This is a genomic window from Gardnerella bretellae (assembly GCF_048545135.1).
In the GTDB taxonomy this organism is placed as follows: Bacteria; Actinomycetota; Actinomycetes; order Actinomycetales; family Bifidobacteriaceae; genus Bifidobacterium; species Bifidobacterium greenwoodii.
Map to the genome: position 1 here is coordinate 310,445 of NZ_JBKQXU010000001.1, position 24,663 is coordinate 335,107.

The following is a 24,663-nucleotide window of genomic DNA, read 5'->3' on the forward strand; positions in this document are numbered from 1 at the left end:
AAATTAATAAAAGTATTTAGGAGTTTGTAAAAATTAAGTTAGATTAACAAAATGCCCGTCGGCTAGATGGCTAGGCGGGCATTTTATTTGTTACACCGACTCGCGTGCTTATAAAAATCGCTGCCGTCGCGTAATATAGGCACAGTTTACGTCTATGTTGGCTAGGCCGTCTTCATAGACATGACCTAAGGGAGCAAAACGTGGTAGATATCGTCGATAAAGCCTTGCGTATGGGTGAAGGCCGTCAGTTAAAGCGCCTTGAGAACGTTGCCAAGGCTGTGAATGCGTTGGAAGATGAAATTTCTGCGCTTTCCGATGAAGAATTGAAGGGTCAAACCGCTAAATTTAAGCAGCGCTTAGATAATGGTGCAAAACTGGATGATTTGATGCCTGAAGCCTTCGCTACTGTTAGAGAGGTTTCAAAGCGTACGCTTGGCCAGCGTCACTTCGATGTTCAGCTTATGGGCGGTGCGGCATTGCATTGGGGCAATATCGCAGAAATGAAAACTGGTGAAGGTAAAACACTTGTTGCAACTTTGCCAAGCTATTTGAATGCTTTGGAAGGCAAGGGCGTTCACGTTGTTACAGTTAACGACTATCTTGCAAGCTACCAGAGTGAGCTTATGGGTCGTATTTACCGATTCCTCGGCATGAGTGTTGGCTGCATTATTACCGATCAGCAGCCACCTGAGCGTCGTAAGCAATACAACGCTGACATTACTTACGGTACTAACAACGAGTTTGGTTTCGATTACTTGCGCGATAACATGGCGTGGGAAAAGAGCGAGCTTGTGCAGCGCGGTCACCACTATGCTATTGTCGATGAGGTTGATTCTATTCTTATTGATGAAGCTCGTACACCTTTGATTATTTCTGGTCCTGCTGAAGGTGATGTAACTCATTGGTATCGCGAGTTTGCAAAGCTTGTTTTGAAGCTTAACCGTGATGTTGATTACGAGATTGACGAAAAGAAGAAAACTGCAGGTATTCTCGATTCTGGTATTGCTAAGATTGAGGATTACTTGGGTATTGATAACCTTTACGAGCCAGCTAATACTGCTCTTATTGGTTATTTGAACAATGCTCTTAAAGCTAAGGAACTCTTCCTTCTTGACCGCGATTATGTGGTTACTAATGGTGAGGTTTTGATTGTCGATGAGCATACTGGTCGTGTTCTTCCAGGACGTCGTTACAGTGAAGGCTTGCATCAAGCTATTGAAGCTAAGGAAAACGTGGAAGTTAAGGCAGAAAATCAGACTTTTGCTACTATTACTTTGCAAAATTACTTCCGCATGTATGACAAGCTTGCCGGTATGACTGGTACTGCAGAAACTGAAGCTGCAGAATTTATGGGAACATACAAGCTTGGTGTTCTTCCAATTCCTTCTAATCGTCCAGTTATTCGTATGGATAAGGATGATTTAATCTTCCGCACTAAGAAAGAAAAGCTTACTGCTATTGTGCGCGACGTTGCTGAACGCCATGCAAAGGGTCAGCCAGTATTGCTTGGTACTGCTTCTGTTGAATCTTCAGAAATTCTTTCTTCGCTTCTTGATGTTGCTCGCATTCCTCACCAGGTTTTGAATGCTAAGCAGAATGCTAAGGAAGCTGCTGTTGTTGCTGTTGCAGGCCGTAAGGGTGCTGTAACTGTTGCTACTAACATGGCAGGTCGTGGTACTGATATTATGCTCGGCGGCAATGTTGAGTTCCTTGCAGACGCTAAGTTGAAGTCTGAAGGATATTCTCCAGACGATACTCCTGAAGAGTATGAGAAGCGTTGGCCAGGCGTTTTAGCCGAAGTTAAAGAGCAGGTTAAGGACGAGCACGAAGAAGTTAAGAAGCTTGGTGGCTTGTATGTGCTTGGTACTGAACGTCACGAATCTCGCCGTATTGATAACCAGCTTCGAGGCCGTTCTGGTCGTCAGGGTGATCCTGGCGAATCCCGCTTCTACTTAAGCTTGGAAGATGATTTGATGCGCCTATTCAACACTCAGCTTGTTGCTCGTGTTATGGCTAAGGGCTTGCCAGAGGGCGAACCAATCGAATCTAAGTATGTTTCTAACGGTGTGCGCACGGCGCAGAAGACTGTTGAAGCTCGTAACTTTGAAATGCGTAAGAACGTTTTGAAGTATGACGATGTTATGAATAAGCAGCGTACTGTTATCTATGCAGAACGTCAGATGGTTCTTAAGGGTGAAGATATTCATGAGGACATCTTGAAGTTCATCAGTGACACTGTGGAAAGCTATGTTCGTGGCGCAATGAACGGTTCTGATAAGCCAAAGAACTGGGATTTGGACGGCTTGCAAAACGCTTTGTTAGCAGTTATGCCTGTTATTCTCGATTGGGATCAGGTTCGTGAAACAATTTCTAAGCTTAAAGGTGAAAAAGCTGTTATTGCTTTGCGAGATTTGATTGTTGATAACGTAAACAATTTCTACGATATCTTTGAAAAGCGCATTGGATCTGACGCAATTCGTCAGATTGAGCGCCGTGTTGTGCTGGCTGTGCTTGATCGCAAGTGGCGTGAACATCTTTATGAGATGGACTACTTGAAGGATGGTATTGGTCTTCGTGGCATGGGCCAGCGCGATCCTCTTGTTGAGTATCAGCGTGAAGGCTATCAGATGTACAACTCCATGATTGAAGCAATCAAGGAAGAAAGTGTGCAGCTTTTGTTCCACATTAATCTTGAGCAGGTTGCTTCTACAGAAGATACTTCTTCTGATTCTTCTGTCGATGAGGATGTTGCTCAGGCAGAAGCCGAAGTTGATTCTCAAGATCAGACATCTGGAATTGTTGGACCTGCACCTTTGAGCCATGCTGAAGGTGATGTTCCGTTAAGCATGCGACCAAAGAACGAAGAGTGGAAGACCCCTTGGTCTGATGGTCGTACGTTCCCAGGAACTAACAAGAATGATGAATGCCCATGCGGTTCTGGACGTAAGTACAAGCTTTGCCATGGACAGAATGAAGCTGAAAACTAAGCAAAACTTAAACTAGAACTTAAGTGAAAATTTAAGCTTAGAAAAATAAAATAAAAAATAAATAAGCTAAAAGTAAAGTAGAAGGCCACATACGTTTTGTATTGGCCTTCTACTTTTTTATTCAAAATACTTTTGCAATCTATAAAGCGTTTATTTTGCAGACATGTTTTTTTTTTTATGCTTTTGTTAGACTCTAGCTCCATGCCCATAATCTCTATAATCTTCTTTATAAGGATCTGGTTTTTTACGGCTTAAAAAGATCCCTAATCCGCCTAAAAGCATGAATATTGCGCTTATAATTCCAACAATAGTTGCGAGCGATGGAATAAAAGCACTCAAAATAATACCAGCAATACCAACAGCAAAAACAGTCCATAAAACAAATGTAACTGGAGAAATATCTTCCAACTTTGGATTAGGAGGCACAAAATCATCGCCATACTCGTCCATAGTCGTATCTACGTCAAGCCAACTTGAGCGAGTATTGTCGCGTGGGCCGCTACTATTTTTTGCAATCAAATAAAAATTATGTGCATTCTCTTTCTTCTTAGCATGCTTTTCAAAACTTTTTGCGTCGAGAGAATTAGAAATATCTTTTAGATCATCCGAATGATCCGCAATAAAATTCAGCCAATCATCTTCAAAATTTTTACTATTCTTTGCATCGTCATTATTTGATGATTGTGACATTCCTTTTCCGTAACGGTGAGGGTCGTTGGTATCCTTAGAAGAAGTCATGAATTATACTCTAGCAAGTGTGCCTGATTCTTGGTGTGCAAATTAGCGGGTGTCTGCTTGCTTGCAGAAAGGATAAGCTATGTTGTACTGGTTCTTCGTGAAGGGTCTTGGGGGTATTGCCCGCGTGAGGATTCATCCATCAGCAAAAGGCGTTCAAAATGTTCCTAAAAAAGGTGGAGCAATTATTGCAGCAAATCATCTTGCTGTTATTGACGATGCTCTACTTCCTTTAACTTGCCCACGTATGATTCACTTTATGGGTAAAGCCGAATATTTTGAAGGAAAAGGATTAAAGGGACGTTTTAAGAAGTGGTGGTTTACTTCCGTCGGTGTGTTCCCAGTTGATCGTTCTGGTGGTTCAAAATCTCTCGGTGCTCTAAATCATGCTCGTGAAATTATAGAAAAAGGTCAGCTTTTCGGCATTCACATTGAGGGCACAAGAAGCCCAGACGGAAAACTGTATCGAGGTCATACTGGTGCTGCTCGTCTTGCTCTTGAAACTGGATGTCCAATCATTCCTGTGGCAATTATTGGCACAAGAGATTTGCAGGTTCAAGGTCAGATAATTCCTGCCAAAGGCAAAACGCAGGCAATCTATGGTGAGCCTATTCAAGTAGAGCGTGTAAAAGACGAAAGTGAGATTACTCACGAGCGTCTTCGTGAAATTACTGATCAAATAACGAAATCAATTCAACAGATGAGCGGTCAAGAGTACGTTGACGAATATGCTCAAACTGTAAAAGAACGAATGCGTCAAGCTGCAAAAGATAATCAAGCTAATAAGCAATAACGTGCACTAATACAAGTTAGTAACAGTTGGAAAGCTGTAAGCAAAGAACCAGTGAAGATGGCAGATACAGTAAGTTAACTGTATCTTAGATTACTGTAAGAGTAATAACAGAAGGATTGCCGTGTGAATCCTTCAAAGGAACTTCGCTACCAGCTCCAGGAGATTGGAACCTAACTACATGCATATAATCTCCAAGAGGAGCCGATATTTTAACCTGTAGACCAAGGCTTTCAATAATCCTACGAGCTTCTGCAGTGTTTTTGCCGCAAACATTTGGTAAGGTAACAGATTTAGGTCCTTTTGAAACAACAACTTTTACGCTGTCTCCCCAGTGCATTTGAGTGCCAGCATCAACCGAAGCGCTAATAATCCTACCTTTTGCAACAGTATCGCTATTTTCCTCTTCGTACTTTACGTCTAATTTAGCGCCGCTAAGAGCAACGTCAGCATCATCCTTAGTGTGATTAACAATATCCGGCATTTGAACAGGCATAGGTCCTTTAGAAAGAAGCAAACTAACTTCCTCATTGTGATTCATGCGCGTGCCCGGTTTAGGAGTAATGTCAACAACGCTTCCTTCTGGGACTTCAAGAGAGTAAACGTCGAGTGAAGTTCGATGAATAATATGAGTAAATCCAGCCTTGCGTAGTGCTTGCAATGGTTTCTTACCATTACGAGTTTTTGGATTAGTAATATCAGACGGAATTGTAGCTTTTTTAATACCGCGCGAAAGTATAATACGAAGCTTACTATTCGAGTGCTTACTAATGTGACTTCCAACAACATCAGGCACAGTGGCAAGAACTTTCCCTGAATCAACATCATCACTGTAGTCTCTGGAAACAGTGTAAGGAATTCCAGCAACCTTCAAAGTATGCTCATATTCTTGCCAACTAATATCTTTAACTTTGCAAGCTGCTTGATTTGCGCATCGAAGATCATCCGGCTTAGGAAGCGTCCAGTAGCTGCCAGGGCCTAGGAAGTACCAGAAGCTTCCAATAGCACCAAGAACTAGCACTGCAATAACACTTCCTCCTGCAATAGCAATTACTCGCTTTTTAGAAGATGAATCTTTTTTAGAGTCTGAATTAAAACTTGCAGGATGCAATGTTGGAATTAGTGGATTTATAGAAGTCTTATTGCGATTAAGCTCGTGTGAATCAATTGCAATAGTTGGCATATTGCTGTCGTCAAATTCTTCAAGCGGATTGCTTGGAGAATCAGAGTTAGTATTTTCTTCAGATTTTACAGCGGCAGTGCTTATTGCTTGAGTAGCATCTAAATCGCTTGTAGAATCATCTGAATCTTGAGAATACTTATAATCTTTAGTTTTATTATCACTATCAGACTTATCAATATCTGTAAGGCGCAGATTATCTAGAGGAGATAATGAGTCGGAATCTTGCTCTTCCTTAACAGCATCAATTTTATATTGCCAGTCTTCAGCACTTAATTGTTTTGAAAGATTTCGCAATTGCGTTAATGCTTCGATAGCATTATCTGGTCGATCATTCATATCGCGCGCAGTAAGCTTAGATATAAATTGCGCAACTTTTTCGTTAATATCTGGGCACGCTGTGCTTATTGAAGGAGTGTTTTCGTGAACATGCTTAAACACTAGTGTTACAGGATTGTCTGCAGTAAAAGGAACTCGTCCCGCAAGCATTTCCCATGCCATCATTCCAGCAGAATATAAATCACCTTGAGGTGTTGCAAGATTGTTCTCAATAAGTTCTGGAGCAAGATAAGCCGCAGTTCCAAGCAATAATCCGGTAGAAGAAAGAGTTGCTTGGGATATTGCGCGAGCCAAGCCAAAATCAGTAATCTGCACGTGACCGCGATCATTAATCAAAATATTTTCAGGCTTAATATCTCTATGCACGACTCCAGCTTGGTGTGCGGAAGCAAGACCGTCTAAAGTTTCAGCCAACAAGCGTAAGGTGTCACGAACACTAAAAGTGCCTTGCATGTTCATTTCGTAGCGCAAATTAACGCCGTGCACATACTCCATAACAAGATAATCAAGACCGTCGTATTCGCCAGTGTCATAAACTTGAACAATATGCGGGTTTGCTATAGCTGCTGCAGAAGTTGCTTCTCTGCGGAATCTAGCAATAAACTGCTGACGATGCACTCCTTGAGCAAGCTGAGTGTGCATTATTTTAATTGCAACAGGCCTATCGAGACGCTCATCCTGCGCCTGGTACACCGTAGCCATACCACCTTGAGCAATTTTACGCACAATACGATAGCGATTTTCAATGCACATTCCAGGCTGAACCTGAGTAGCTTCATCCATTGTCACAATCCTTATACGCGTAAACCTTGCTTACTATTTACAAGCCTACGTATGATTTTACAAGTAACGTAGTAAGTATGGTTGCTTTCGATAGTTACACTCAAATACTATTGTACATTACGCCATGCTTCAGGTATAAAGCGTTCGCTTATATTGCGAAGTATTGCTTTACCGCTGCTACTTAGAGGACTTTCATCAATTGAATTATTTGACTTCTGCCAAAGATTCATAATACGCTGTTTTGAACGTTCAATAGCTCCCGAAGTATGGTAGATTTGTATTATTTTTTCAACGTCGCTTTCACTGCGTTCTTCGCTTGTATAAGCTTTCGTTAGTATTTCTTTTTCTTGGTCACTTCCGTATTGCAACGCGTCTGCAAGTAGCACAGCACGTTTTCCTTCGCGAATATCTCCACCAATAGGTTTTCCTGTAAGCTTGCTATCTGAAACAATGTCAAGCAAATCGTCAGCAAGCTGGAAAGCAATCCCAAGAGGATCTCCAATAGAATTAGCAAGATTATAAGCATCGTTTGGATTCATTGATGCAGCAAGAAAACCAAGTGTTAAAGGAGCAATAGTTGTATAACTTGCTGTTTTCCACCTAAACACATTAAGAGAAGACTGTGCAAGCTCAGATGGATTATCAAGTTGCATCATTTCAATAGACAAATCCAAAACTTGACCAATACCTACATTTCGTTGCATTGAAGCAAAAGCTTGCAGCAATTCTTCACTATAATTAAAATGCTTTGCTGAATTTCTAGTAATATCAAAGCTTTCTGTAGCAAGCAAATCACCAAGCATAAGGCCAAGCCCTGAGCCTATGTGCTTGTTGTTGCATACAGAACTTAATGCACAATATGCACTGGGTTTTCCACGTCTTAAAGCTGACTCGTCAATAATGTCGTCATGAATTAATGCTGCGGTTTGAAATACTTCTAAAGCACAAGCAATATCGAATAAAGCTTTATCTTGAATTTTACTCGTAGTTTTTTCGCTAGAAGCAGCATTATAAGCACTTATGGTAAGTAGAGCTCTAAGACGTTTACCGCCTTCGCTAGAAACGATAGCTTGCTTTATTACCTGCTGTAAAGTTGTTTTACAGGTTGAAGAAAGATTATTTTCGGCGCTTGTGCAAAATTGCTGCGAAATTAAATACGCAATTCGAGATTCAATAGCAGCAAGATTGCAAGTATCGTCCGTTAAAGTGCTCATATTATGAAAGTTATCCACAGGGCTGAACAAGTAAAACACAATAGTTTACACGATTTAATGAGCTTATAACCGTTGCAATCGTTTTTTATTGAATACTATTTCGCATATTGAGAAACTTACACATATCAAGAATTACGCTCGTAAAACTTGATTTAGTAATAAAAAATTATGAGCAAATATATGTGCAATACGTCTTAATGAAGGGGAGTAATTATTATGACAGTAGCAGGTATTGATTTAGAAGAGAAGATTTCGCATAGTTGCATTGATGATTTTGATACTCAAAGCATATTGGAAGTTTATGGTGAAAGCGCTAATCTTTGCGATGATTCAATAGATTTTATTGGATTGGATGATTTTAGTAGTTTTGCTGGGCAAGAGATTTCGGACATTGAAGGAAAAATATACCCTTCGAAAGAATGTAGCTTCTTTATGACATTCCCAAAAGAATATGCGTATTTTAATTGCGATGAAAATTCTCAATGGGTTAAAGGCATACAGCATTGGATTCCAACAGTTTCAAAATCTTTTATTCAAAACGCGAATATAAACGGTAAAGAAAGCGCTGTTAGAAATACTGCATGTGTTGCTTTCGTACGATGGTGTGACATGTTTCTACACGACAAGAAAATGTTCGGATATGATTTAGTAAATCTTGCTATTGGAATGTTCCACAATATTAACGTCCGCGACGCAATGCTTATATCTATTTTAGATGAAAATCAAGAATGGTATGACGACAATGCTCTAGCAGAATTCGCATGGTATCCGCACACGCCTATGGTGTCAGATAGATTACGTCAATTTTTAGAAGCTAAGTTTATTCAAACAAGCAAAAAGCCGAATATAAAAAGAGCAATAACAGCATGCAGAGTGCTACAAGTTATGGCATTTGCTACACAAAGTATACCGGAGCTAACAGTGCAAATTTACGCACTTTTAGCCTATATTAGCTGGTGGTTTAGGCTAGGTAACGTTAAAAAATATACTGAGCGAGCATTGAGTATAGATAGTGATTGTACAATGGCAAAAATTGTTGAAGGAGCTTATGAAAATAAGCTTGAACCAGCCTGGATATCAGAATGCGCCACGCCGCAAGAAAAATAAGGGGGGAATAATCGTCGTGCTTAAATGGTTTACTACTTAAGGTAAAACTTGCCCTTGCTTGAACTATGCCTATATGCGCTGCAAGGGGATACTACAGGAGGAACAGTTTGACGAGCGAAGTTGAATCATCAGCTGATCAGAGCGAAGAGCAAGATGGTAATAAGCCTGTAAAAGCACGTAAAACAAGTACTGCACGACAAAGTCACGCTCGCACTTCGTCTGCTGCTAGTAAAACGCGTAGTTCTCGTTCAAAAAAAGTAGTTGAAAATCAAACTGATACTGAGTTAGGTTTGAGCGAAGTCGAATCTGAAGTTGAAGTAGAAGTTCGCAACAATAGTGATAACAGTATTGATAATGCTCAAAATGATGCTATAGAAGATGGTGATTCATTAGCTATTGACGATTCATTAGACGATGCTCATCTTGACGATGAGGATCAAATGAATTTGGAAGATTTGGATGATATTCATCCGGAAGATATAGCTGATGTTGATGATCTTGGAGATGTTGATGTAGATGTTGATAGCAATCTTGAAGATGATGTAGATGATCTTGAAGATGTTGAAGACAATGATCAACATAAGCATGATGTTCCTCAGGTTCCACAGGCTAAGGGCGCATTTATTGTTCGAGATGACGATGATGACGATAATCTAACTCCTTCCGGAAATCCTAAGCGTAGAGTTATTGCTACAGGAGCTACTGCTGACCCTGTTAAGGATTATTTGAAGCAGATTGGCCGCGTGAGCTTGCTGAACGCTGAGCAGGAAGTTGATTTGTCTGAACGTATTGAGGCTGGCTTGTACGCTCAGCATTTACTCGATACCGAGATTGACAATATGGAATTTAAGCGCAAGCGCGAACTTAAGTGGGCTGCGGCAGACGGTAAGAAAGCTAAAGATCATCTTTTGGAAGCAAACTTGCGTCTTGTTGTTTCTCTTGCTAAGCGCTATACCGGTCGCGGAATGCTTTTCCTTGATTTGATTCAGGAAGGTAATCTTGGTTTAATTCGAGCTGTAGAAAAGTTCGATTGGAAGAAGGGCTTTAAGTTCTCCACTTACGCAACATGGTGGATTCGCCAAGCAATCACTCGCGCTATGGCAGATCAGGCTCGTACAATTCGAGTTCCAGTGCACATGGTGGAAGTTATTAATAAGCTTTCTAGAGTTCAGCGTCAAATGCTTCAAGATTTAGGTCGCGAGCCTACGCCAGACGAGCTTGCGCGCGAGCTTGATATGCCAGTTGAAAAGGTGCAAGAAGTACAAAAGTATGGGCGTGAGCCTATTTCTTTGCATACACCTTTGGGTGAAGATGGCGATTCTGAGTTCGGAGATTTGATTGAGGATACTGACGCAATAGCACCATCTGATGCTGTAGCATTCTCTCTTTTGCAAGAGCAGTTCAGGCAGGTTCTTGAAACATTAGCTCCTCGGGAGGCTGGTGTTATTAAAATGCGCTACGGTTTGGAAGATGGTCAGCCTAAGACTTTGGATGATATTGGTCGCGTTTATGGCGTTACTCGTGAGCGTATTCGCCAGATTGAGTCCAAGACAATGTCTAAGTTGCGTCATCCTTCTAGATCGCAAACTTTGCGTGACTTCTTAGATCAGTGATTTTGTAACGTTATATTGCAAAAGTGTCGTGTTTCTACTTTAGTTAAGATGCGACACTTATTGCTTAATAGTTAGCTTATATAAGGGGTAGAAGTGGTCTCTAAAGAGCAAGAGCAATATGATGCCGACAGTTTGACAGTGCTAGAAGGCTTGGATGCTGTAAGAAAGCGTCCAGGAATGTATATTGGCACTACAGACAGCCAAGGATTAATGCATTGCCTCTGGGAGATTATTGACAATGCGGTTGACGAGGCTTTGGCTGGAGCTTGTGACCATATTGTTGTTACTCTTCACGATGATGGCTCTATTGAAGTTGCAGATAACGGTCGTGGCATTCCAGTAGACGTTGAACCTAAAACAAAGCTCACTGGTGTTGAAGTCGTTTTAACTAAGCTTCACGCTGGAGCAAAGTTTGGTAACGCGTCTTATAATGCTGCAGGCGGTTTGCACGGCGTTGGCTCTTCTGTTGTAAACGCTTTAAGTTTGCGTTTGGATGTTGAAGTTGATAGAGACGGTAAAACGCATCATATGGCGTTCCATCAGGGACATCCTGGTGTTTATAGTGATGCGGATCCGGAGCATCCATCTCCAGCATCTCCGTTTAAGCGCACGCGCAAAAATAAGCCTACTGAGCTTGAAATTATTGGCACTGTTTCGCCAAAAACTACCGGAACTCGTGTACGCTATTGGGCGGATCCAGAAATCTTCAATTCTACTGCTCATTTTAGCTATGAGCAGCTTATTGCTCGCGTGCGTCAAACAAGTTTCCTAGTTCCTGGCTTAAAAATTACTGTTATTGACGAGCATGTTCCTGAAGGTGAATCTGCAAATATTGAAGAAATTGATTCTCCTGAAGATAATGTTGCAGAAGATAATGTTGCAGAAAATAATATTCTTGAAAATCAGTCTGATAATAGCGATGACTCTGTGGCTGAATTTGAAGAATTAGAATCTGAAACAACATTAGAAGATGAAGATAAGTCTGAAGATGAGACTGAAAATATAGCGACTGAAAATTCTGAATCTGAAGAATCAAAAGCACAATCTATTGCAAATGTTGAGTCTGCTAACTCAATGCAAAATAAGCATCACCCTCGCGTGATTGAGTTTTTGCATAATGGTGGCGTTAAAGATTTCGTTGATTTTCTTTCAAAAGGTGAAGCAGTATCCGATATTTGGCGTATTTCTGGCGAAGATACGTATGTAGAAGAAACGCAAGCCGTTGATTCTGCAGGAGATTTACACGCGCAGCAGGTAACTAGAAAATGCGGTGTTGACATTGCAATGCGCTGGGTAAACGGCTACGATTCAACGATTATTAGTTTCGTAAACGTTGTTGAAACTCCTGGCGGAGGCATGCATGTTGACGGCTTTATGCAGGGATTAACTAAGCAGATTCGTAAAGCAGTGGAAGATAATGCTAGAAAGCTTAAAGTAAATCTTAAAGACGCCAACACAAAAATTGAGCGCGACGACATTATGGCAGGATTGGTAGCAGTCGTAACTGTTCGAATTGCTGAACCTCAATTCCAAGGTCAAACTAAGGATGTTCTTGGAACCGCACAAGTTAAGCCAATCGTTACTAAAATGACTGACGCTCAATTTGGCGAAATGATTACCGGTTCTAAGCGAGGATTCAAAGAGCAGTCTGCTAGAGTTTTGGAAAAAATAGTTTCCGAAATGCATGCGCGTATTCAGGCGCGTAAAACTAAGGAAGTTACTCGCAGAAAGAATGCTCTTGAGTCCGCTTCAATGCCGCCAAAACTTTCCGACTGCCAGCCTGGAAACGACGATGTTGCAGAACTTTTCATCGTCGAGGGCGATTCTGCACTTGGAACTGCAAAAGCTGCTCGAAACTCTGCTTTCCAAGCGCTTCTTCCAATTCGCGGTAAGATTTTGAACGTGCAAAAAGCAAGCCTTGCGCAAATGCTTTCCAATAAAGAGTGCGCTGCAATTATTCAGGTTGTTGGAGCAGGATCGGGCGCAAGTTTTGATATTTCGCAAGCGCGTTATAACAAGATTGTTATGATGACCGATGCAGATGTTGACGGCGCGCACATTCGTATTTTGCTGCTAACGCTGTTCTACCGTTATATGCGTCCGCTTATTGAGCACGGTCATGTTTATGCTGCAGTGCCGCCTCTTCACAGAATTGCGCTCGCTGGAAAGCGTAAGGGCGAGTATATTTACACGTATTCCGACGACGAGTTGGCTGGAAAGCTAGATGATTTGCAAGCTAAGGGCATTGATTTTAACAGTGACATTCAGCGCTACAAGGGCTTGGGTGAAATGGATGCGGATCAGCTTGCAGACACAACTATGGATCCTAGAACTCGCATGCTTCGAAGAATTCGCATGGAGGATGCTCAGCAAGCTAGTGAAGTGTTCGATTTGCTGATGGGCGATGACGTTCCTCCGCGCAAACAGTTTATTGTTGATAATGCGGACGACTTTGATCGTTCCAAAATCGATACCTGATTTTGCTATATAAACACTTTTTTGATAAGTGAAACTGAATTATTAATTACACGTGAATTACTTACGAGTATTGATTACGCGTAAATTACTTACACAAAATCCTCCTGTCTAGTGAATTGCTGCAGGAGGATTTTTTATGTGGACTATTTATTTAGTTATTTAGTTATTTACTAGCAAACATATCTTTTGCATACTGGTGAATGTCATCTGGATTTATCATATTGTATTTTTCTTTTATTTTCGTAAAGTATTCGCCAATTATATTTTTGCTGATTATTTTATTTGATGAATCATCAGCTTTTAGATTGCCGCGAGTAAGTATCCAAGGCTCCTCATGATGCGTAAATCGTTCAAGTTCTTTACCGCTGTAGCAGCAAATATTATCAATAACGCTATCGCATATTGCTTTTTCAGTAGCAGATAGTGTAGTTGTTAGTTCTGCTGTAAGTCTTGTGATATCGCTTTTTTGAGCGTATTTGTAATCAGCTAATTTTCCTGATGATTTAATTCCTGATATTTCTGTTGTTGGCGAATCGATTGGTGTAAAAGTGTAGTCTTTATAGCGCAAATAGACGTCTTTATACACAGGTCCATGAACCCATGCTTGACAATCATCGGTAAATAAGAACGATTTATAGAATGCAAAGTAAAAACCTTGTATATAGTACAATGATTTTTGCAAAGCAAGGGGAGTAATGTCCTCACATTTTACGAGCAAGTATTGTATTACATAGTTTATTTTGTTGCTTGAATCTGTGTTAATAGAGCCGTTATTGCTTGAAGAATTGTTGGACTTAAGCAATAGTTTTTGAGTTGCCTTGTAGCTTTTTTCGTAGCTAAGTGCGGATTTCAGATTATTTTTATTACTGATTAATAATTGCAAGTAATATTCCGGGTCATTATAAATGCGTTGCAAAATGTCAGAATATTGTTTTGAGGGGATGTCTCCGTCTGCAAATCTAGAAAATGTCTGTTCTCCCCAGCCAAGTAGCAGCGAAAGTGGTCGTTTACCTATTGAGTATTTAGTAGGTATTTCGTTGATTTTATCAAGTGGAATAATATTGTTTTCTTTACGATACTCGTCATACAATGCTCGAAGATTTGCGTCGATAATTTCTGGTACATATACGGCAGAATCGCATTCTTTGCAGTGTGCCTCTGTGCCGGTGTAGGAATATTGTTTTCCTTTAATAGATGCAGTCATTGGAATGGATTTTGTTGAGTACTCAACTTCATTCCTGCATTCTTCGCAAAATGTTTTATTATCTTTCATTATGAGCCTTTTATTGAGAATTAGCAGATTTATTATTTTTTTTTGAGTTGTTTATTAGATTATTTAAATAAATAATCTATCTGTTTATTTGCTTTATGAAATGAAATAACAACTGTTCTATTTTGCTGAGAAATAGTAATGATATTAAACTTCGTGTAAATGTTTACCATCTCACATTTACCTACGTGTGATAGTTTTACGCGTGGTGCGAATACGTAAAGCGTTTCATATTCATAGCCTCTTTTTTTGTTTTTTAACGAATGACAAAAATCTTCCACTTCTATGTTGAGAAGTATATTTTTTTGAATATCTGATCGTATGTTGTATTCTCGAATGAAGTTTATGTTTTCCTGACGATTTTCGTTTAATGAGATGGTAAAGCGGTCATTTTTTATGCAATCTTTTATCTTTGCGAGTATTGCTGAAATTTCTTCTTTTGTGTAATTCTGATTATAGTTCTTGTTCATATACCACCTCCACTCTTATGATACAAAAAATAAGTGCATTCATCAAGAAAAACGCATCTATTGATGCATAAATAATTGCACATGCATTTTAGAATAAAATTTATTAGCCTTATTAATGTTCTTGGCTTGTTTTTATGCTTTAAGATGATATGCAAGAAGTCTTCGATAGAGATAATCTTGATTTTGCAATATTTTGTATTGAAAATGTTGCTAAGAAACTTAATCAAAACCCTCGTGATACGTATGATGCTTTAACTAAGAAAAGTAATATTCTTATGTCTTATATTGTTTCATCTTATGATGCTGTACATACTCAAGGCAAAGAGTATATTACAAACGACATTATTTCCTTCATGCGCGAAAAAGGTGTGGCAAGTTTTTAGGGGAGTGATGGATTTTGAAGGCGAATCCTGTTTTGTTGCAAAAGAAGTATGCGAGGGTTGTAAGTCTTCTGGCTGAGCGTGCTGGGTTGAGCTATGAGCAGGCGCTTGACGTGTTTTACCATTCTGTTACTTACGATTTGATGCGTAATGGCATTTCGGATATGCATTGCATGAGTGATGAATATTTAGTGCAAGATCTGGTAGAAAAAATGCATGAATGTTAATGATTCTGATGCGTTTTTTAATTCATAATTTTGTATATACATTATACAGAATTATGGTATATTGGTTAGTGTGGTTGCATTCTTAGGATGAGATTGCAGCTGTGTGATTTTTATTTTATAAGTTTTTTAAATTTGTTTATTTTGCGAGGAAGAAATGAACAAGAGAACTGTGCTCGTTTTGTCGACGACGATGATGAGTATTGCTACTGCTGCTTGCGCTTTTTGCGTTTCGCAGACTGCGAATGCGGCTGAGAAAAGCGTTACTAACGTTGAAAGTGCTGTTGCAACAACAAAATCTTCAACCCCCCCCCCAGTTGCAAATAGCACTTTTACAAATACTGGTGCTTCTAACGAAAGTAGCCTAAAAACTGAAGATTACTCAAAGAAGAGTGAAGATTCTGGAATTTCTGAAAATGGTGATGCAAAGGCTGCAGAACCTACGAATAGTAGCGCAAAGACTGAAGTGAGCTCGAAAACAAGTGCCGAGATTAAGAATGAGACTGGGGCTAATGATAAGCCTGAATCCAAGTCTGAGACTATTGAGAAGAATGATGTAAAGTCTGAGTCGAAAGAAGATTCATCTTCTTCAACAATTTATAATCAAATGTTTTTGGCAAGTACTGGTAAGCCAGCTCCTATTCAAAATCCTGCAACACAGACAACTGAGCTTAAGGTTAGTCTTTGTTGGGAAACCATGAACGGTGATAATAACAATGCGCTAGTTAAATCTGATAGCGATTTTGGTCAACTGAATTTTGTGAATTGGGATTTTGGTTCCACGCTGGACGCAAGTAGACAAGACGTGAAAGACGCGTTTTCAAAGATTAAGTTTCAGATAGTAGATACAACAGATAACAACAAGGTAGTAGCAACGACTACTGGCACTTATGATGCTACTACTGCTACTAGTGCAACCAAAAGCTTGGGCAGTTATGATTCAAGCCATACTTACGAAGTGTCAGTAGTAAATAGCACAATTCCAAGCCCGTATTATGTGACCTATAATAACGTTTCTGCAGATGAAGGTGATGAATTTACACCTAGTGTTAGCAACTTTACGTGGACTCCAGCTAACGGGTCTAATAAAACTTATCAAAACAAATATTTTCGACTAAACGCATTGGAAATTGTTTATGCGAAGGATGAGTCTGTGGCGGACAAGTGCTTCTCGTATGAACAGCCTAAAAAGGAAAATGGTGACTATCGATCTGATGGTGATTGGAAGTTTACTTATAACAATGACAATATTTTTAAGCGCCTTCGTGTAGATAATAATGCTATTCAATTCCCTAAGGATAAAGATGGCAATCTTATACATCCTGTTAAAGCAGGTTTTAAGTTTGCTGGCTGGCAGTTCTATGTTGCTAGAAAGACAAACGGCATAGCATACACATCGTATGACCGTATGAGTGATGATGATAAAAAAATCATTAATAGCACAACCGTTGCTTACGTACCGTTTAATGCTCAGACTATTACCTACCCATATCTATTTGCTGTGCTTAGGGATAACAAGGGTGTAAATACGTTTGGCAGTAAACTCGGTACGCAGTATTGCTCTACAAATCACACCTTTGTTGTGTTCCCTAAGTGGGAAGTTGCTGGTTATACAGTTACTTTTATGAATGGGAATACTCAATATAAACAAGTAAAAGTGCAAGAAAACAACTCTATTGATAGTGATGAGTGGACTGACCAGTCTATGCCTCAAGATCCTACGAAAGATGGGTTTACTTTTAAAGGATGGAATACTCAAGCTGATGGATTGGGTTCAAAGTTCCTTGCTAGCACTAAGGTGAGTGGCGATTTAACAGTTTACTCCATTTTTAAGGATTATCCGCCGGTTATTACAGTGCAGAATAAGACGATTACCGAGGGGGATTCGCTTGATTTAAATAGTCTTGTTGTGTCTGCAACCGATCAAGAAGATGGAGACTTAAAAAATAAGGTTCAGATTACCAATAATGGCGGTTTTGATAATAGTAAAGTTGGTTCGTATAAGATTACGTTTAGTGTAACAGATAAAGGTGGTGCTAGTGCAACAGCAGCTGCCACAGTGACCGTTACTAAGAAGCCAACACCTCCAACTCCGCCAGCTCCTACGCCGGAACTTGAACCGGAGCCAACGCCAACTTTGGAGCCGGACATTAATTGGGATGATATTCCGAATATAGATTTGACTCCAGATCAAGAACCTGAGTCAACTCCTGTTCCTGTTGCTCCAGCTCCTTCGCAGCCAGAGCCGGAAGTTAAGCACGTTGTTAAGAATCTTCCTAAAACCGGTTCAACAGCAACCCCGGTTCTCGCTTCCGCAATTGCTTCGCTTTTCGCCGGTTTAGCCGGTTTTGCTGAATCATTTGCTGCAACTCGTAAGCGCAGAAACTAGTTATAAGTTGTAAGTAATACGTAGTTTTAATTGCTTACGTTTTAATAATTAAGGCTTCTGTTTTATGTTTAACGCATAAGCAGAAGCCTTATTTTTCGTCACGCGATATGCTGTTAATGCTTATTGGGCTACACTTGTTTGGTGAGTTGTTTTGTAAATACATATTGACTAAGGTTGGGGAATTTTATGATTAACGTTCTTCTTGCTGTTATTTATCTTGCTTTTATTAGCTTGGGTTTGCCGGATGCTCTTCTTGGAGCTGCGTGGCCTACGATGAGTCACGATGTTGGTGCGCAAATTTCTTGGGCTGGTGGAATATCAATGGTTATTTCTGCAGGAACAATTGTTTCTGCGCTGCTATCTAATAGGCTTACGCATAAGTTTGGCCCCGGGAAGGTTACGCTTGTTTCAGTTGCTTTAACAGCTTTAGCGTTACTAGGTTTTTCTTTTGCTCCGAATTATCTTGTGCTTATTTTTCTAGCTATACCATACGGTTTAGGTGCTGGAGGAGTGGACGCGGCTCTTAATAATTACGTTGCAATTCACTATGAAAGCTGGCACATGAGCTGGCTCCACTGCATGTGGGGAATTGGAGCTTCAGCAGGCCCTTACGTTATGGGTTTTGCACTTTCTCACGGTCAGCGTTGGCCTGCAGGGTATCAGTATATTGCTGCTATACAAATTGTTTTAACTCTTGTGCTGTTTATAAGTTTGCCGCTGTGGAAAAATAATAATAAAAAGGCAGAGCCGCATAATCTTACTGAGGTAAAGAAACAATCTTCTGGAATGCTATCTTATAAGGAAGTTTTGCTTATTCCTGGAGCTAAGAATATTCTTATTATGTTCTTTTGCTATTGTGCTTTGGAGCAAACTGCAGGCTTGTGGGCTAGTAGTTACATGGTTTTGCATGGGGGAGTTAGCCGAATTGTGGCGGCAGGCTGGGCAAGCTTGTTTTATGTTGGTATTACGGTTGGTCGTTTTGTAAGTGGATTTCTTACTATGCGTTTTAACGATGCAACAATGATTCGTATTGGGCAGTGCGTTATGCTTGTGGGAATTTTGGTATTGTTGCTGCCTTTGCCGAATCATATTGAGCTTATTGCAGGATTTGTAATTATTGGGCTTGGTTGTGCTCCGGTGTATCCGTGTATTATTCACTCAACTCCGCAATATTTCGGTGCAGATAAGTCGCAAGCGATTGTTGGCATGCAAATGGCAAGTGCATATATTGGATCTATGGTAATGCCTGCGATTTTTGGACTAATTGCGCAGAATGTTTCTATGGTTCTGCTTCCAGCTTATTTGCTTATTCTTCTTGCTGTAATGACTTTTATGCACGTGCGTCTGCTTCGAACTTGCGAAAGTCGAGCGTAAGAATATTTTCTTGTATTTCTTTGCTAAAGATTTGTTGTTGAAATTTGATTAAAGTTATTGTGAGCTTGGTCACATTTTTGTTACGGATTGAGTTGTAAGTTGTATAATATCTGATGGTTCAATGCTATTAAATACCTGAATTATATTTGTTTTAGTGTTGATTCCGTTATTTTTCTAAAGATTATAGAAAATTTGGTTTTGTAAGAGGAAAAATGAGTAAGAGAACTAACGTAATTTTGACTAGCACTATGATGGGTATTGCTACTGCTGCTTGTGCTTTCTGCATTGCTCAAAGTGCGAATGCTGCCGAAACTTCAACTGCTTCTGGTGTTACTACGACTGTAAATTCTTCTACCACAGTTTCTAATACAGAAACTTCTTCTACAGAAGGTTCTTCTTCCGTAACTTCTTCTAACGCAGCTTCTAATACGCCAAATGAGGGGTTTGCTTTAGATAGCACTTCAGCAAAACCTTCTGGAAATACTGTACCTTCCAAGTCTAGCGAAACTGCAAAAACTGCCGAAAGCAAAAAATCTGCTAAATCTGCTAAAGCTTCTGAATCTGTAACTGATGCTGAAAATTCTGAAAATGCTAGACTTACACAAACTCTTGTAGATGTAAGTAATACTAATCTTCAAACAAATAATCGTGAAAATAGACGCGTACACGCATCTGCAGAATCTAGATCAGCATCAACTGATTCAAGTACTACAGATGATGCATCTTTAACTTGGACGAAGGACGACTTTAACATTTCTGCCGATGGTAAAACTGTTGGCGGCAGGAAAGATGTTTATTATCCGGAGACCGGTCAAACGGTAAATGAATATGTAGACGGCCTAAGCGCTAAAGGCAAGGAAAAACTTAAGAAGAACCATCACATTGTTATTCCTGAAGGCATTGAAGTTATTCATGAATGTGCTTTTACTGGACACGCAAAACAAGTTGGGAATAAGCAGCATGAACATATTGACGGCGAAACCTATATTGAAGGCGTAACGCTTCCGCAATCTCTTAAAATCATCGAATACGGTGCGTTTGGCTGGAACAAAATTAAGGGTACCGTTATTATTCCAAAAAATGTCATTTCAATACATAGCGCAGCCTTTGTTGCTAATGAAATTGAAAAAGTTGTGTTTGAAGGCGTGCTTGATAGTAAGGGCAAAGAGCACGATACAGATGCTGACCCGTATTATCTTGCTGGAGTTGGCGAAAAGGCATTTCAGGGTAATAAAATTTCTGAAATTGTTGTAAAAGGTAATTTAGGACAGTATAAATTGCATCCGTCCTCCGATCCTAGTAAGAGCGATTCTGTATTTGATAACCAGAATCCAGGAACTTTCACTATTGAAGTGGGAGAGGAATACAAGCGCCCTATTACAATTACGCAGGAAAACTCTAATCATATAATCAGTGTTATGGAGGGTTTTGCTGAGAATGGAACTCCTACAATTATTGATCAATCTTCATATTTTAAGAAAAACGCTGATGGCAAATATATAGCAGTAAAAACTGGAACGCTTGACGGCCAGTGCATGTTCTACGATACGATTAATGGACAGTTTAGGATAATTGGCATTTCGCACTTTACTTACAACATTATTCCTAAGGCTAAGATTTATACCGTAACATTTGTGAATGGAACCGATCAAAACTATGCCAAGGTGCAGGTAAAAGAGAATAAATCCATAAAGGATAAAAGCGTTGCAGGTCAGGTTATGCCCCATAATCCTTCTGAGGCGGGTTATACATTTAGAGGTTGGAGTACGGACAAAACTGGTATAGATAAAACCAAGGAATTTAGTGCTAGTACACCCGTAACAGGCGACATAACAGTTTATGCTATTTATACTCCTACGCCAGCGGTACTTAATGCTGTTCCTTCGCTTATTGTGAAGGATAAAACCATTACTGAGGGAGATCCTCTTGATACAAGGTCACTTATTGTATCTGCAACCGATAAAGAAGATGGAGACTTAAAAGATAAGGTTCAGATTACCAATAATGGCGGTTTTGATAATACTAAAGTTGGCTCCTATAAGATTACGTTTAGCGTAACGGATAATGGTGGCGCTACTGCAACAGCAGCTGCAACAGTAACTGTTACTAAGAAGCCAACGCCTCCAACTCCACCGGCTCCTGCGCCAGAACCGGAGTCAACTCCAACTCCTGTTCCAGAACCTGAGTCCGCTACAGTTCTTTCGCAACCGGAACAACCGGAACAACCGGAACAACCGGAACAACCGGAAGCTAAGCGCGTTGTTAAGCATCTTCCTAAAACTGGCTCTTCAGTAGCTATGGTAATGAATTATTTGTTTGCACTTGTGACTGCAGGAATTTTTGCACTTGTAGAAGCTAGAAAATCACTTCGCAGATATTCCAAACATGCTCGCAAAAACTAGCTCTAAAAAAGTGTAAAACTAGCGCAGCAAAAACATTATTACCCAATGTGTGCAACTGGGGAAACAAGCTCGGTTCCCGAAGCGTCTCTTCGCATGTCTGGCTTAGGTAGCTCCACGCGGCTTCCTCTATCTGTTACTGCATGCAGTGGATAATATCCAACGTATGCATGAATAAGAGTATTTTGCCCCTTAAGGAATCGTTGCGAGCGCACGCCGCCAGTTCCGCGGCCCTTTGTTGGGTACATGTCGAAAGGTGTAAGTTTTGCAGCACCGTTTTCTGTTCCAGGAAGAGCATCGCTGTCGCCAGCAACTGTGAATACTACTGTTCCTGTAGCGCAGAATAGTCCATTTTCGCCTTCTTCATAATGCCATTCAATGTCTTGCTCTGACACTACTGCAAAGCTTGCAACTTTTGCACCTTCGGCTAAGCGAATTCCAGCCATTCCTCCTGCTGTACGACCTTGTGGACGAACTTGTTTTGCGTCGAAGGTAAGAAGTGACGAATCTGTGCTAATAAACACAAGTCTGTCATTGTCTTTAGCTGGGGCTGCGGCAATAACAGCATCGTCATCTTTCAAATCAATTATGCTCCACGAGTCCATAGTTGTTGGAGCTTCGCAGTTCCAACGTTTTACTACGCCGTTTCTAGTTCCAATCGCAAGCGGGGTAGGAGATTCGGAATTTTCTAATACTATTGCTGTAACTACACGTTCTCCTCTTACTGGATCTGTGCTTTGCGTGGATGTTAACAATTCTTGTGCTTTTACGCCTTTGGTTAATTCAGAGGTTTTTCCTTCTTCGTAGTTTATCTGCGGCAAATCAGCAACATGCGCTAATACTAGGCGTCCAGCGGAAGTAATAAGAGCGTAGCTTGCTCGAGTTGTTGTTTTAAACATTGTTGAGCAAGGAGTGTTAAAAACGTTTTCGTTGTGAGACTTCCAGCGTTCGAATGTTTCTACGTCGGTTCTCGCAATGAAACCGGAAGCACTTAACGCAACTGCACAAGGTTCGTCGCTTAATTGCAAGGCTGCGTAAGCTGCATCATTCTCTCCAGATTTACGTGCAGCGTTAGCGGCAGCAGCCAAGTCTGCTTGAGTTGAAGTAAGTTTATTAGCGGATTGTACTGCTTTAATCGCAACGTCTTCGCTATCTTTGCTAATGCTTGTTTCAACAGGAACAAAACTGCCGTCTTCGTTTTCGTCTAGAAGAATTGTTCTTCGTGGAGTATCCCACTGTTTAACCGCAGAATCCATATCTGCTATTACTACTCGGTCAAGTTTTGCGTCAGAGCTTAAGATTTGATTAAGTTCGTCAATTTTTTTAAGTAAATCGTCGCGTTCTGCTTCAAGCTCGATTCGGCTCATTTTTGTAAGTCTGCGAAGGCGCAAATCAAGAATATATTGTGCTTGAATTTCGTCAAGATCAAAAACTTTGATTAACTTGGTTTTTGCGCTATCCGCATCTTCAGAAGAGCGAATAACTTGAATAACCTCATCAATATCAAGCAGGGCAAGTAGCAAGCCGTCAACTAAGTGTAGACGCTCTTGTGCTTTCGTACGCCTAAACTCACTGCGTCTTCTAACAACTGTTCTGCGGTGTGCAATCCACACGTCCAAAAGCTCACGCAATCCCATTGTGTGTGGTCTGCCGTCTACTAGCGCAACATTGTTAATAGTGAAGCTTTCTTGAAGAGGAGTGTGCTTAAAAAGTTGCGCAAGAACTGCGTTAGGGTCAAAGCCTGTTTTTATTTCAATAACAAGACGAGTGCCGTTGTGTCGGTCAGTTAAATCAATAGCACCCGAAATTCCATCGAGTTTACGAGCTTTAACACCTTGAGAAATACGCTCAAGAACACGCTCAGGGCCAACCATAAACGGAAGCTCGGTAACAATAATCGCTTTTTTGCGAGCGGTAATATTTTCAATATGCGTTGTGGAACGCGTTGTAAACGCTCCGCGACCAGTTTCGTAAGCTTCACGAATACCGCTTCTGCCAATAATAATTCCTCCGCCCGGCCAGTCTGGTCCTGGAACGAGTTTCATAAGATCGTCCAATGTGGCTTCAGGATGTTTCATAACATATTTTGCTGCAGAAACTACTTCGCCTAAATTATGCGTTGCCATGTTTGTTGCCATGCCAACAGCAATGCCGGAAGCTCCGTTTACAAGAAGATTTGGAATAGCAGATGGCAGTACAGTAGGCTCTTTAAGCTTGTTGTCGTAGTTTGGCGCAAAATCAACAGTATCTTCGTTAATATCCGCGTTCATTCCAAGAGCTGCAGGAGCTAAACGTGCTTCCGTGTAGCGGGATGCTGCAGGGCCGTCGTCAAGAGAACCAAAGTTACCGTGTCCATCAACAAGAGGTAAACGTAGTGAGAACGGCTGTGCTAATCGAACCATTGCCTCATAAATAGCAGAATCGCCGTGAGGATGCAGCTTACCCATTACTTCACCAACAACGCGAGCAGACTTCATGTAAGCGTGATCAGGGCTTAAATTCATGTTGCCCATTTGGTAAATGATGCGTCGCTGGACAGGCTTCATGCCGTCTCTTGCATCTGGAAGAGCACGAGCGTAAATAACAGAATAAGCGTATTCAAGGAATGATTTGCTCATTTCTTCATTCAATGGTGTTTCAACAATATGCTCTTTGACTTTTCTTGGGTCGAAAGCTTGTTGTGTTGAGTGACGGCGTGAAGGCATATCTAGAACTCCTTGAATGACATTACGGCTCTCAATGTTACCAATTTCTATGCACAAACTGTAAGCATTTTCTTAATATTGTTAATAAAAGTAGGTTTATTTGCTGAAGATTTGTTACTAATTTAGTATTTTTTATTTTGCTAGAATGATTTTGCTCTCTCAGTATTAGCTCTTAGTAGTGGCTATCAGTAGTAGCTTGTGGTTCTATATAAGTGGTTCAATAGTG

16 protein-coding genes are annotated in these 24,663 nt (G+C 40.5%); 10 read left to right on the forward strand and 6 right to left on the reverse strand.

Going from position 1 to position 24,663, the window contains the following annotated elements:
* The first annotated feature begins 200 nt into the window (after positions 1 to 200).
* On the forward strand, positions 201 to 2,987 hold the full coding sequence (gene secA, locus ACJV7B_RS01285; protein WP_419388766.1) for a preprotein translocase subunit SecA: 2,787 nt from the start codon (positions 201 to 203) through the stop codon (positions 2,985 to 2,987).
* Between the two features lie 186 nt (positions 2,988 to 3,173).
* Here the strand turns inward: secA and ACJV7B_RS01290 are convergent, their stop codons facing one another.
* Entirely contained in the window at positions 3,174 to 3,725 is a 552-nt protein-coding gene (locus ACJV7B_RS01290; RefSeq protein WP_004136106.1) for a hypothetical protein, read from the reverse strand.
* Between the two features lie 79 nt (positions 3,726 to 3,804).
* Here ACJV7B_RS01290 and ACJV7B_RS01295 point away from each other — a divergent pair, with 79 nt between their 5' ends.
* The gene (locus ACJV7B_RS01295; protein WP_419388767.1) at positions 3,805 to 4,515 is read left to right on the forward strand and encodes a lysophospholipid acyltransferase family protein; all 711 of its coding nucleotides are present in this window, start codon (positions 3,805 to 3,807) and stop codon (positions 4,513 to 4,515) included.
* An 85-nt stretch (positions 4,516 to 4,600) separates the two neighbouring features.
* Here the strand turns inward: ACJV7B_RS01295 and ACJV7B_RS01300 are convergent, their stop codons facing one another.
* Together ACJV7B_RS01300 and ACJV7B_RS01305 are read right to left on the reverse strand one after the other, a co-directional pair.
* The gene (locus tag ACJV7B_RS01300) at positions 4,601 to 6,814 is read right to left on the reverse strand and encodes a protein kinase domain-containing protein (protein ID WP_419388768.1); all 2,214 of its coding nucleotides are present in this window, start codon (positions 6,812 to 6,814) and stop codon (positions 4,601 to 4,603) included.
* A 107-nt stretch (positions 6,815 to 6,921) separates the two neighbouring features.
* Positions 6,922 to 8,028, reverse strand: coding sequence for a polyprenyl synthetase family protein (locus ACJV7B_RS01305; protein WP_419388769.1), 1,107 nt, complete (start codon positions 8,026 to 8,028; stop codon positions 6,922 to 6,924).
* A 216-nt stretch (positions 8,029 to 8,244) separates the two neighbouring features.
* On the opposite strand from ACJV7B_RS01305, the gene ACJV7B_RS01310 reads away from it, so the two are divergent.
* From ACJV7B_RS01310 to ACJV7B_RS01320, 3 genes are all read left to right on the forward strand, one after another.
* The gene (locus tag ACJV7B_RS01310) at positions 8,245 to 9,135 is read left to right on the forward strand and encodes a hypothetical protein (protein ID WP_004136112.1); all 891 of its coding nucleotides are present in this window, start codon (positions 8,245 to 8,247) and stop codon (positions 9,133 to 9,135) included.
* Positions 9,136 to 9,242: 107 nt separating this feature from the next.
* The gene (locus ACJV7B_RS01315) at positions 9,243 to 10,748 is read left to right on the forward strand and encodes an RNA polymerase sigma factor (protein WP_419388770.1); all 1,506 of its coding nucleotides are present in this window, start codon (positions 9,243 to 9,245) and stop codon (positions 10,746 to 10,748) included.
* A gap of 93 nt (positions 10,749 to 10,841) precedes the next feature.
* On the forward strand, positions 10,842 to 13,226 hold the full coding sequence (locus ACJV7B_RS01320; RefSeq protein ID WP_419388771.1) for a DNA gyrase/topoisomerase IV subunit B: 2,385 nt from the start codon (positions 10,842 to 10,844) through the stop codon (positions 13,224 to 13,226).
* Between the two features lie 163 nt (positions 13,227 to 13,389).
* Here ACJV7B_RS01320 and ACJV7B_RS01325 read toward each other — a convergent pair whose 3' ends face one another.
* Together ACJV7B_RS01325 and ACJV7B_RS01330 are read right to left on the reverse strand one after the other, a co-directional pair.
* Entirely contained in the window at positions 13,390 to 14,499 is a 1,110-nt protein-coding gene (locus ACJV7B_RS01325; RefSeq protein ID WP_419388772.1) for a type II TA system antitoxin MqsA family protein, read from the reverse strand.
* A 59-nt stretch (positions 14,500 to 14,558) separates the two neighbouring features.
* The gene (locus ACJV7B_RS01330) at positions 14,559 to 14,966 is read right to left on the reverse strand and encodes a hypothetical protein (RefSeq protein ID WP_308583194.1); all 408 of its coding nucleotides are present in this window, start codon (positions 14,964 to 14,966) and stop codon (positions 14,559 to 14,561) included.
* Positions 14,967 to 15,115: 149 nt separating this feature from the next.
* On the opposite strand from ACJV7B_RS01330, the gene ACJV7B_RS01335 reads away from it, so the two are divergent.
* The 5 genes from ACJV7B_RS01335 (at position 15,116) to ACJV7B_RS01355 (ending at position 21,735) form a co-directional block, all read left to right on the forward strand.
* Entirely contained in the window at positions 15,116 to 15,349 is a 234-nt protein-coding gene (locus tag ACJV7B_RS01335; protein ID WP_419388773.1) for a DUF3791 domain-containing protein, read from the forward strand.
* 14 nt (positions 15,350 to 15,363) lie between these two features.
* The gene (locus ACJV7B_RS01340) at positions 15,364 to 15,573 is read left to right on the forward strand and encodes a DUF3791 domain-containing protein (protein WP_004136124.1); all 210 of its coding nucleotides are present in this window, start codon (positions 15,364 to 15,366) and stop codon (positions 15,571 to 15,573) included.
* Positions 15,574 to 15,727: 154 nt separating this feature from the next.
* Entirely contained in the window at positions 15,728 to 17,959 is a 2,232-nt protein-coding gene (locus ACJV7B_RS01345; protein ID WP_419388774.1) for an InlB B-repeat-containing protein, read from the forward strand.
* A gap of 186 nt (positions 17,960 to 18,145) precedes the next feature.
* Positions 18,146 to 19,333: an MFS transporter gene (locus ACJV7B_RS01350; protein ID WP_419388775.1), complete on the forward strand. Its 1,188-nt coding sequence runs from the start codon at positions 18,146 to 18,148 to the stop codon at positions 19,331 to 19,333.
* A gap of 212 nt (positions 19,334 to 19,545) precedes the next feature.
* Complete coding sequence (locus tag ACJV7B_RS01355; protein WP_419388776.1) at positions 19,546 to 21,735, forward strand: InlB B-repeat-containing protein; 2,190 nt, start codon at positions 19,546 to 19,548, stop codon at positions 21,733 to 21,735.
* Positions 21,736 to 21,773: 38 nt separating this feature from the next.
* On the opposite strand, the gene ACJV7B_RS01360 is transcribed toward ACJV7B_RS01355, so the two are convergent.
* Entirely contained in the window at positions 21,774 to 24,437 is a 2,664-nt protein-coding gene (locus tag ACJV7B_RS01360; protein WP_419388777.1) for a DNA gyrase/topoisomerase IV subunit A, read from the reverse strand.
* Positions 24,438 to 24,663 lie beyond the last annotated feature (226 nt).

Bases quoted from the DNA above. Each gene is read 5' to 3' on its own strand.
- ACJV7B_RS01290 (WP_004136106.1), bottom strand. From the start codon at position 3,725: ATGACTTCTTCTAAGGATACCAACGACCCTCACCGTTACGGAAAAGGA.
- ACJV7B_RS01295 (WP_419388767.1), top strand. From the start codon at position 3,805: ATGTTGTACTGGTTCTTCGTGAAGGGTCTTGGGGGTATTGCCCGCGTG.
- ACJV7B_RS01300 (WP_419388768.1), bottom strand. From the start codon at position 6,814: ATGGATGAAGCTACTCAGGTTCAGCCTGGAATGTGCATTGAAAATCGC.
- ACJV7B_RS01305 (WP_419388769.1), bottom strand. From the start codon at position 8,028: ATGAGCACTTTAACGGACGATACTTGCAATCTTGCTGCTATTGAATCT.
- ACJV7B_RS01310 (WP_004136112.1), top strand. From the start codon at position 8,245: ATGACAGTAGCAGGTATTGATTTAGAAGAGAAGATTTCGCATAGTTGC.
- ACJV7B_RS01325 (WP_419388772.1), bottom strand. From the start codon at position 14,499: ATGAAAGATAATAAAACATTTTGCGAAGAATGCAGGAATGAAGTTGAG.
- ACJV7B_RS01330 (WP_308583194.1), bottom strand. From the start codon at position 14,966: ATGAACAAGAACTATAATCAGAATTACACAAAAGAAGAAATTTCAGCA.
- ACJV7B_RS01335 (WP_419388773.1), top strand. From the start codon at position 15,116: ATGCAAGAAGTCTTCGATAGAGATAATCTTGATTTTGCAATATTTTGT.
- ACJV7B_RS01345 (WP_419388774.1), top strand. From the start codon at position 15,728: ATGAACAAGAGAACTGTGCTCGTTTTGTCGACGACGATGATGAGTATT.
- ACJV7B_RS01350 (WP_419388775.1), top strand. From the start codon at position 18,146: ATGATTAACGTTCTTCTTGCTGTTATTTATCTTGCTTTTATTAGCTTG.
- ACJV7B_RS01355 (WP_419388776.1), top strand. From the start codon at position 19,546: ATGAGTAAGAGAACTAACGTAATTTTGACTAGCACTATGATGGGTATT.
- ACJV7B_RS01360 (WP_419388777.1), bottom strand. From the start codon at position 24,437: ATGCCTTCACGCCGTCACTCAACACAACAAGCTTTCGACCCAAGAAAA.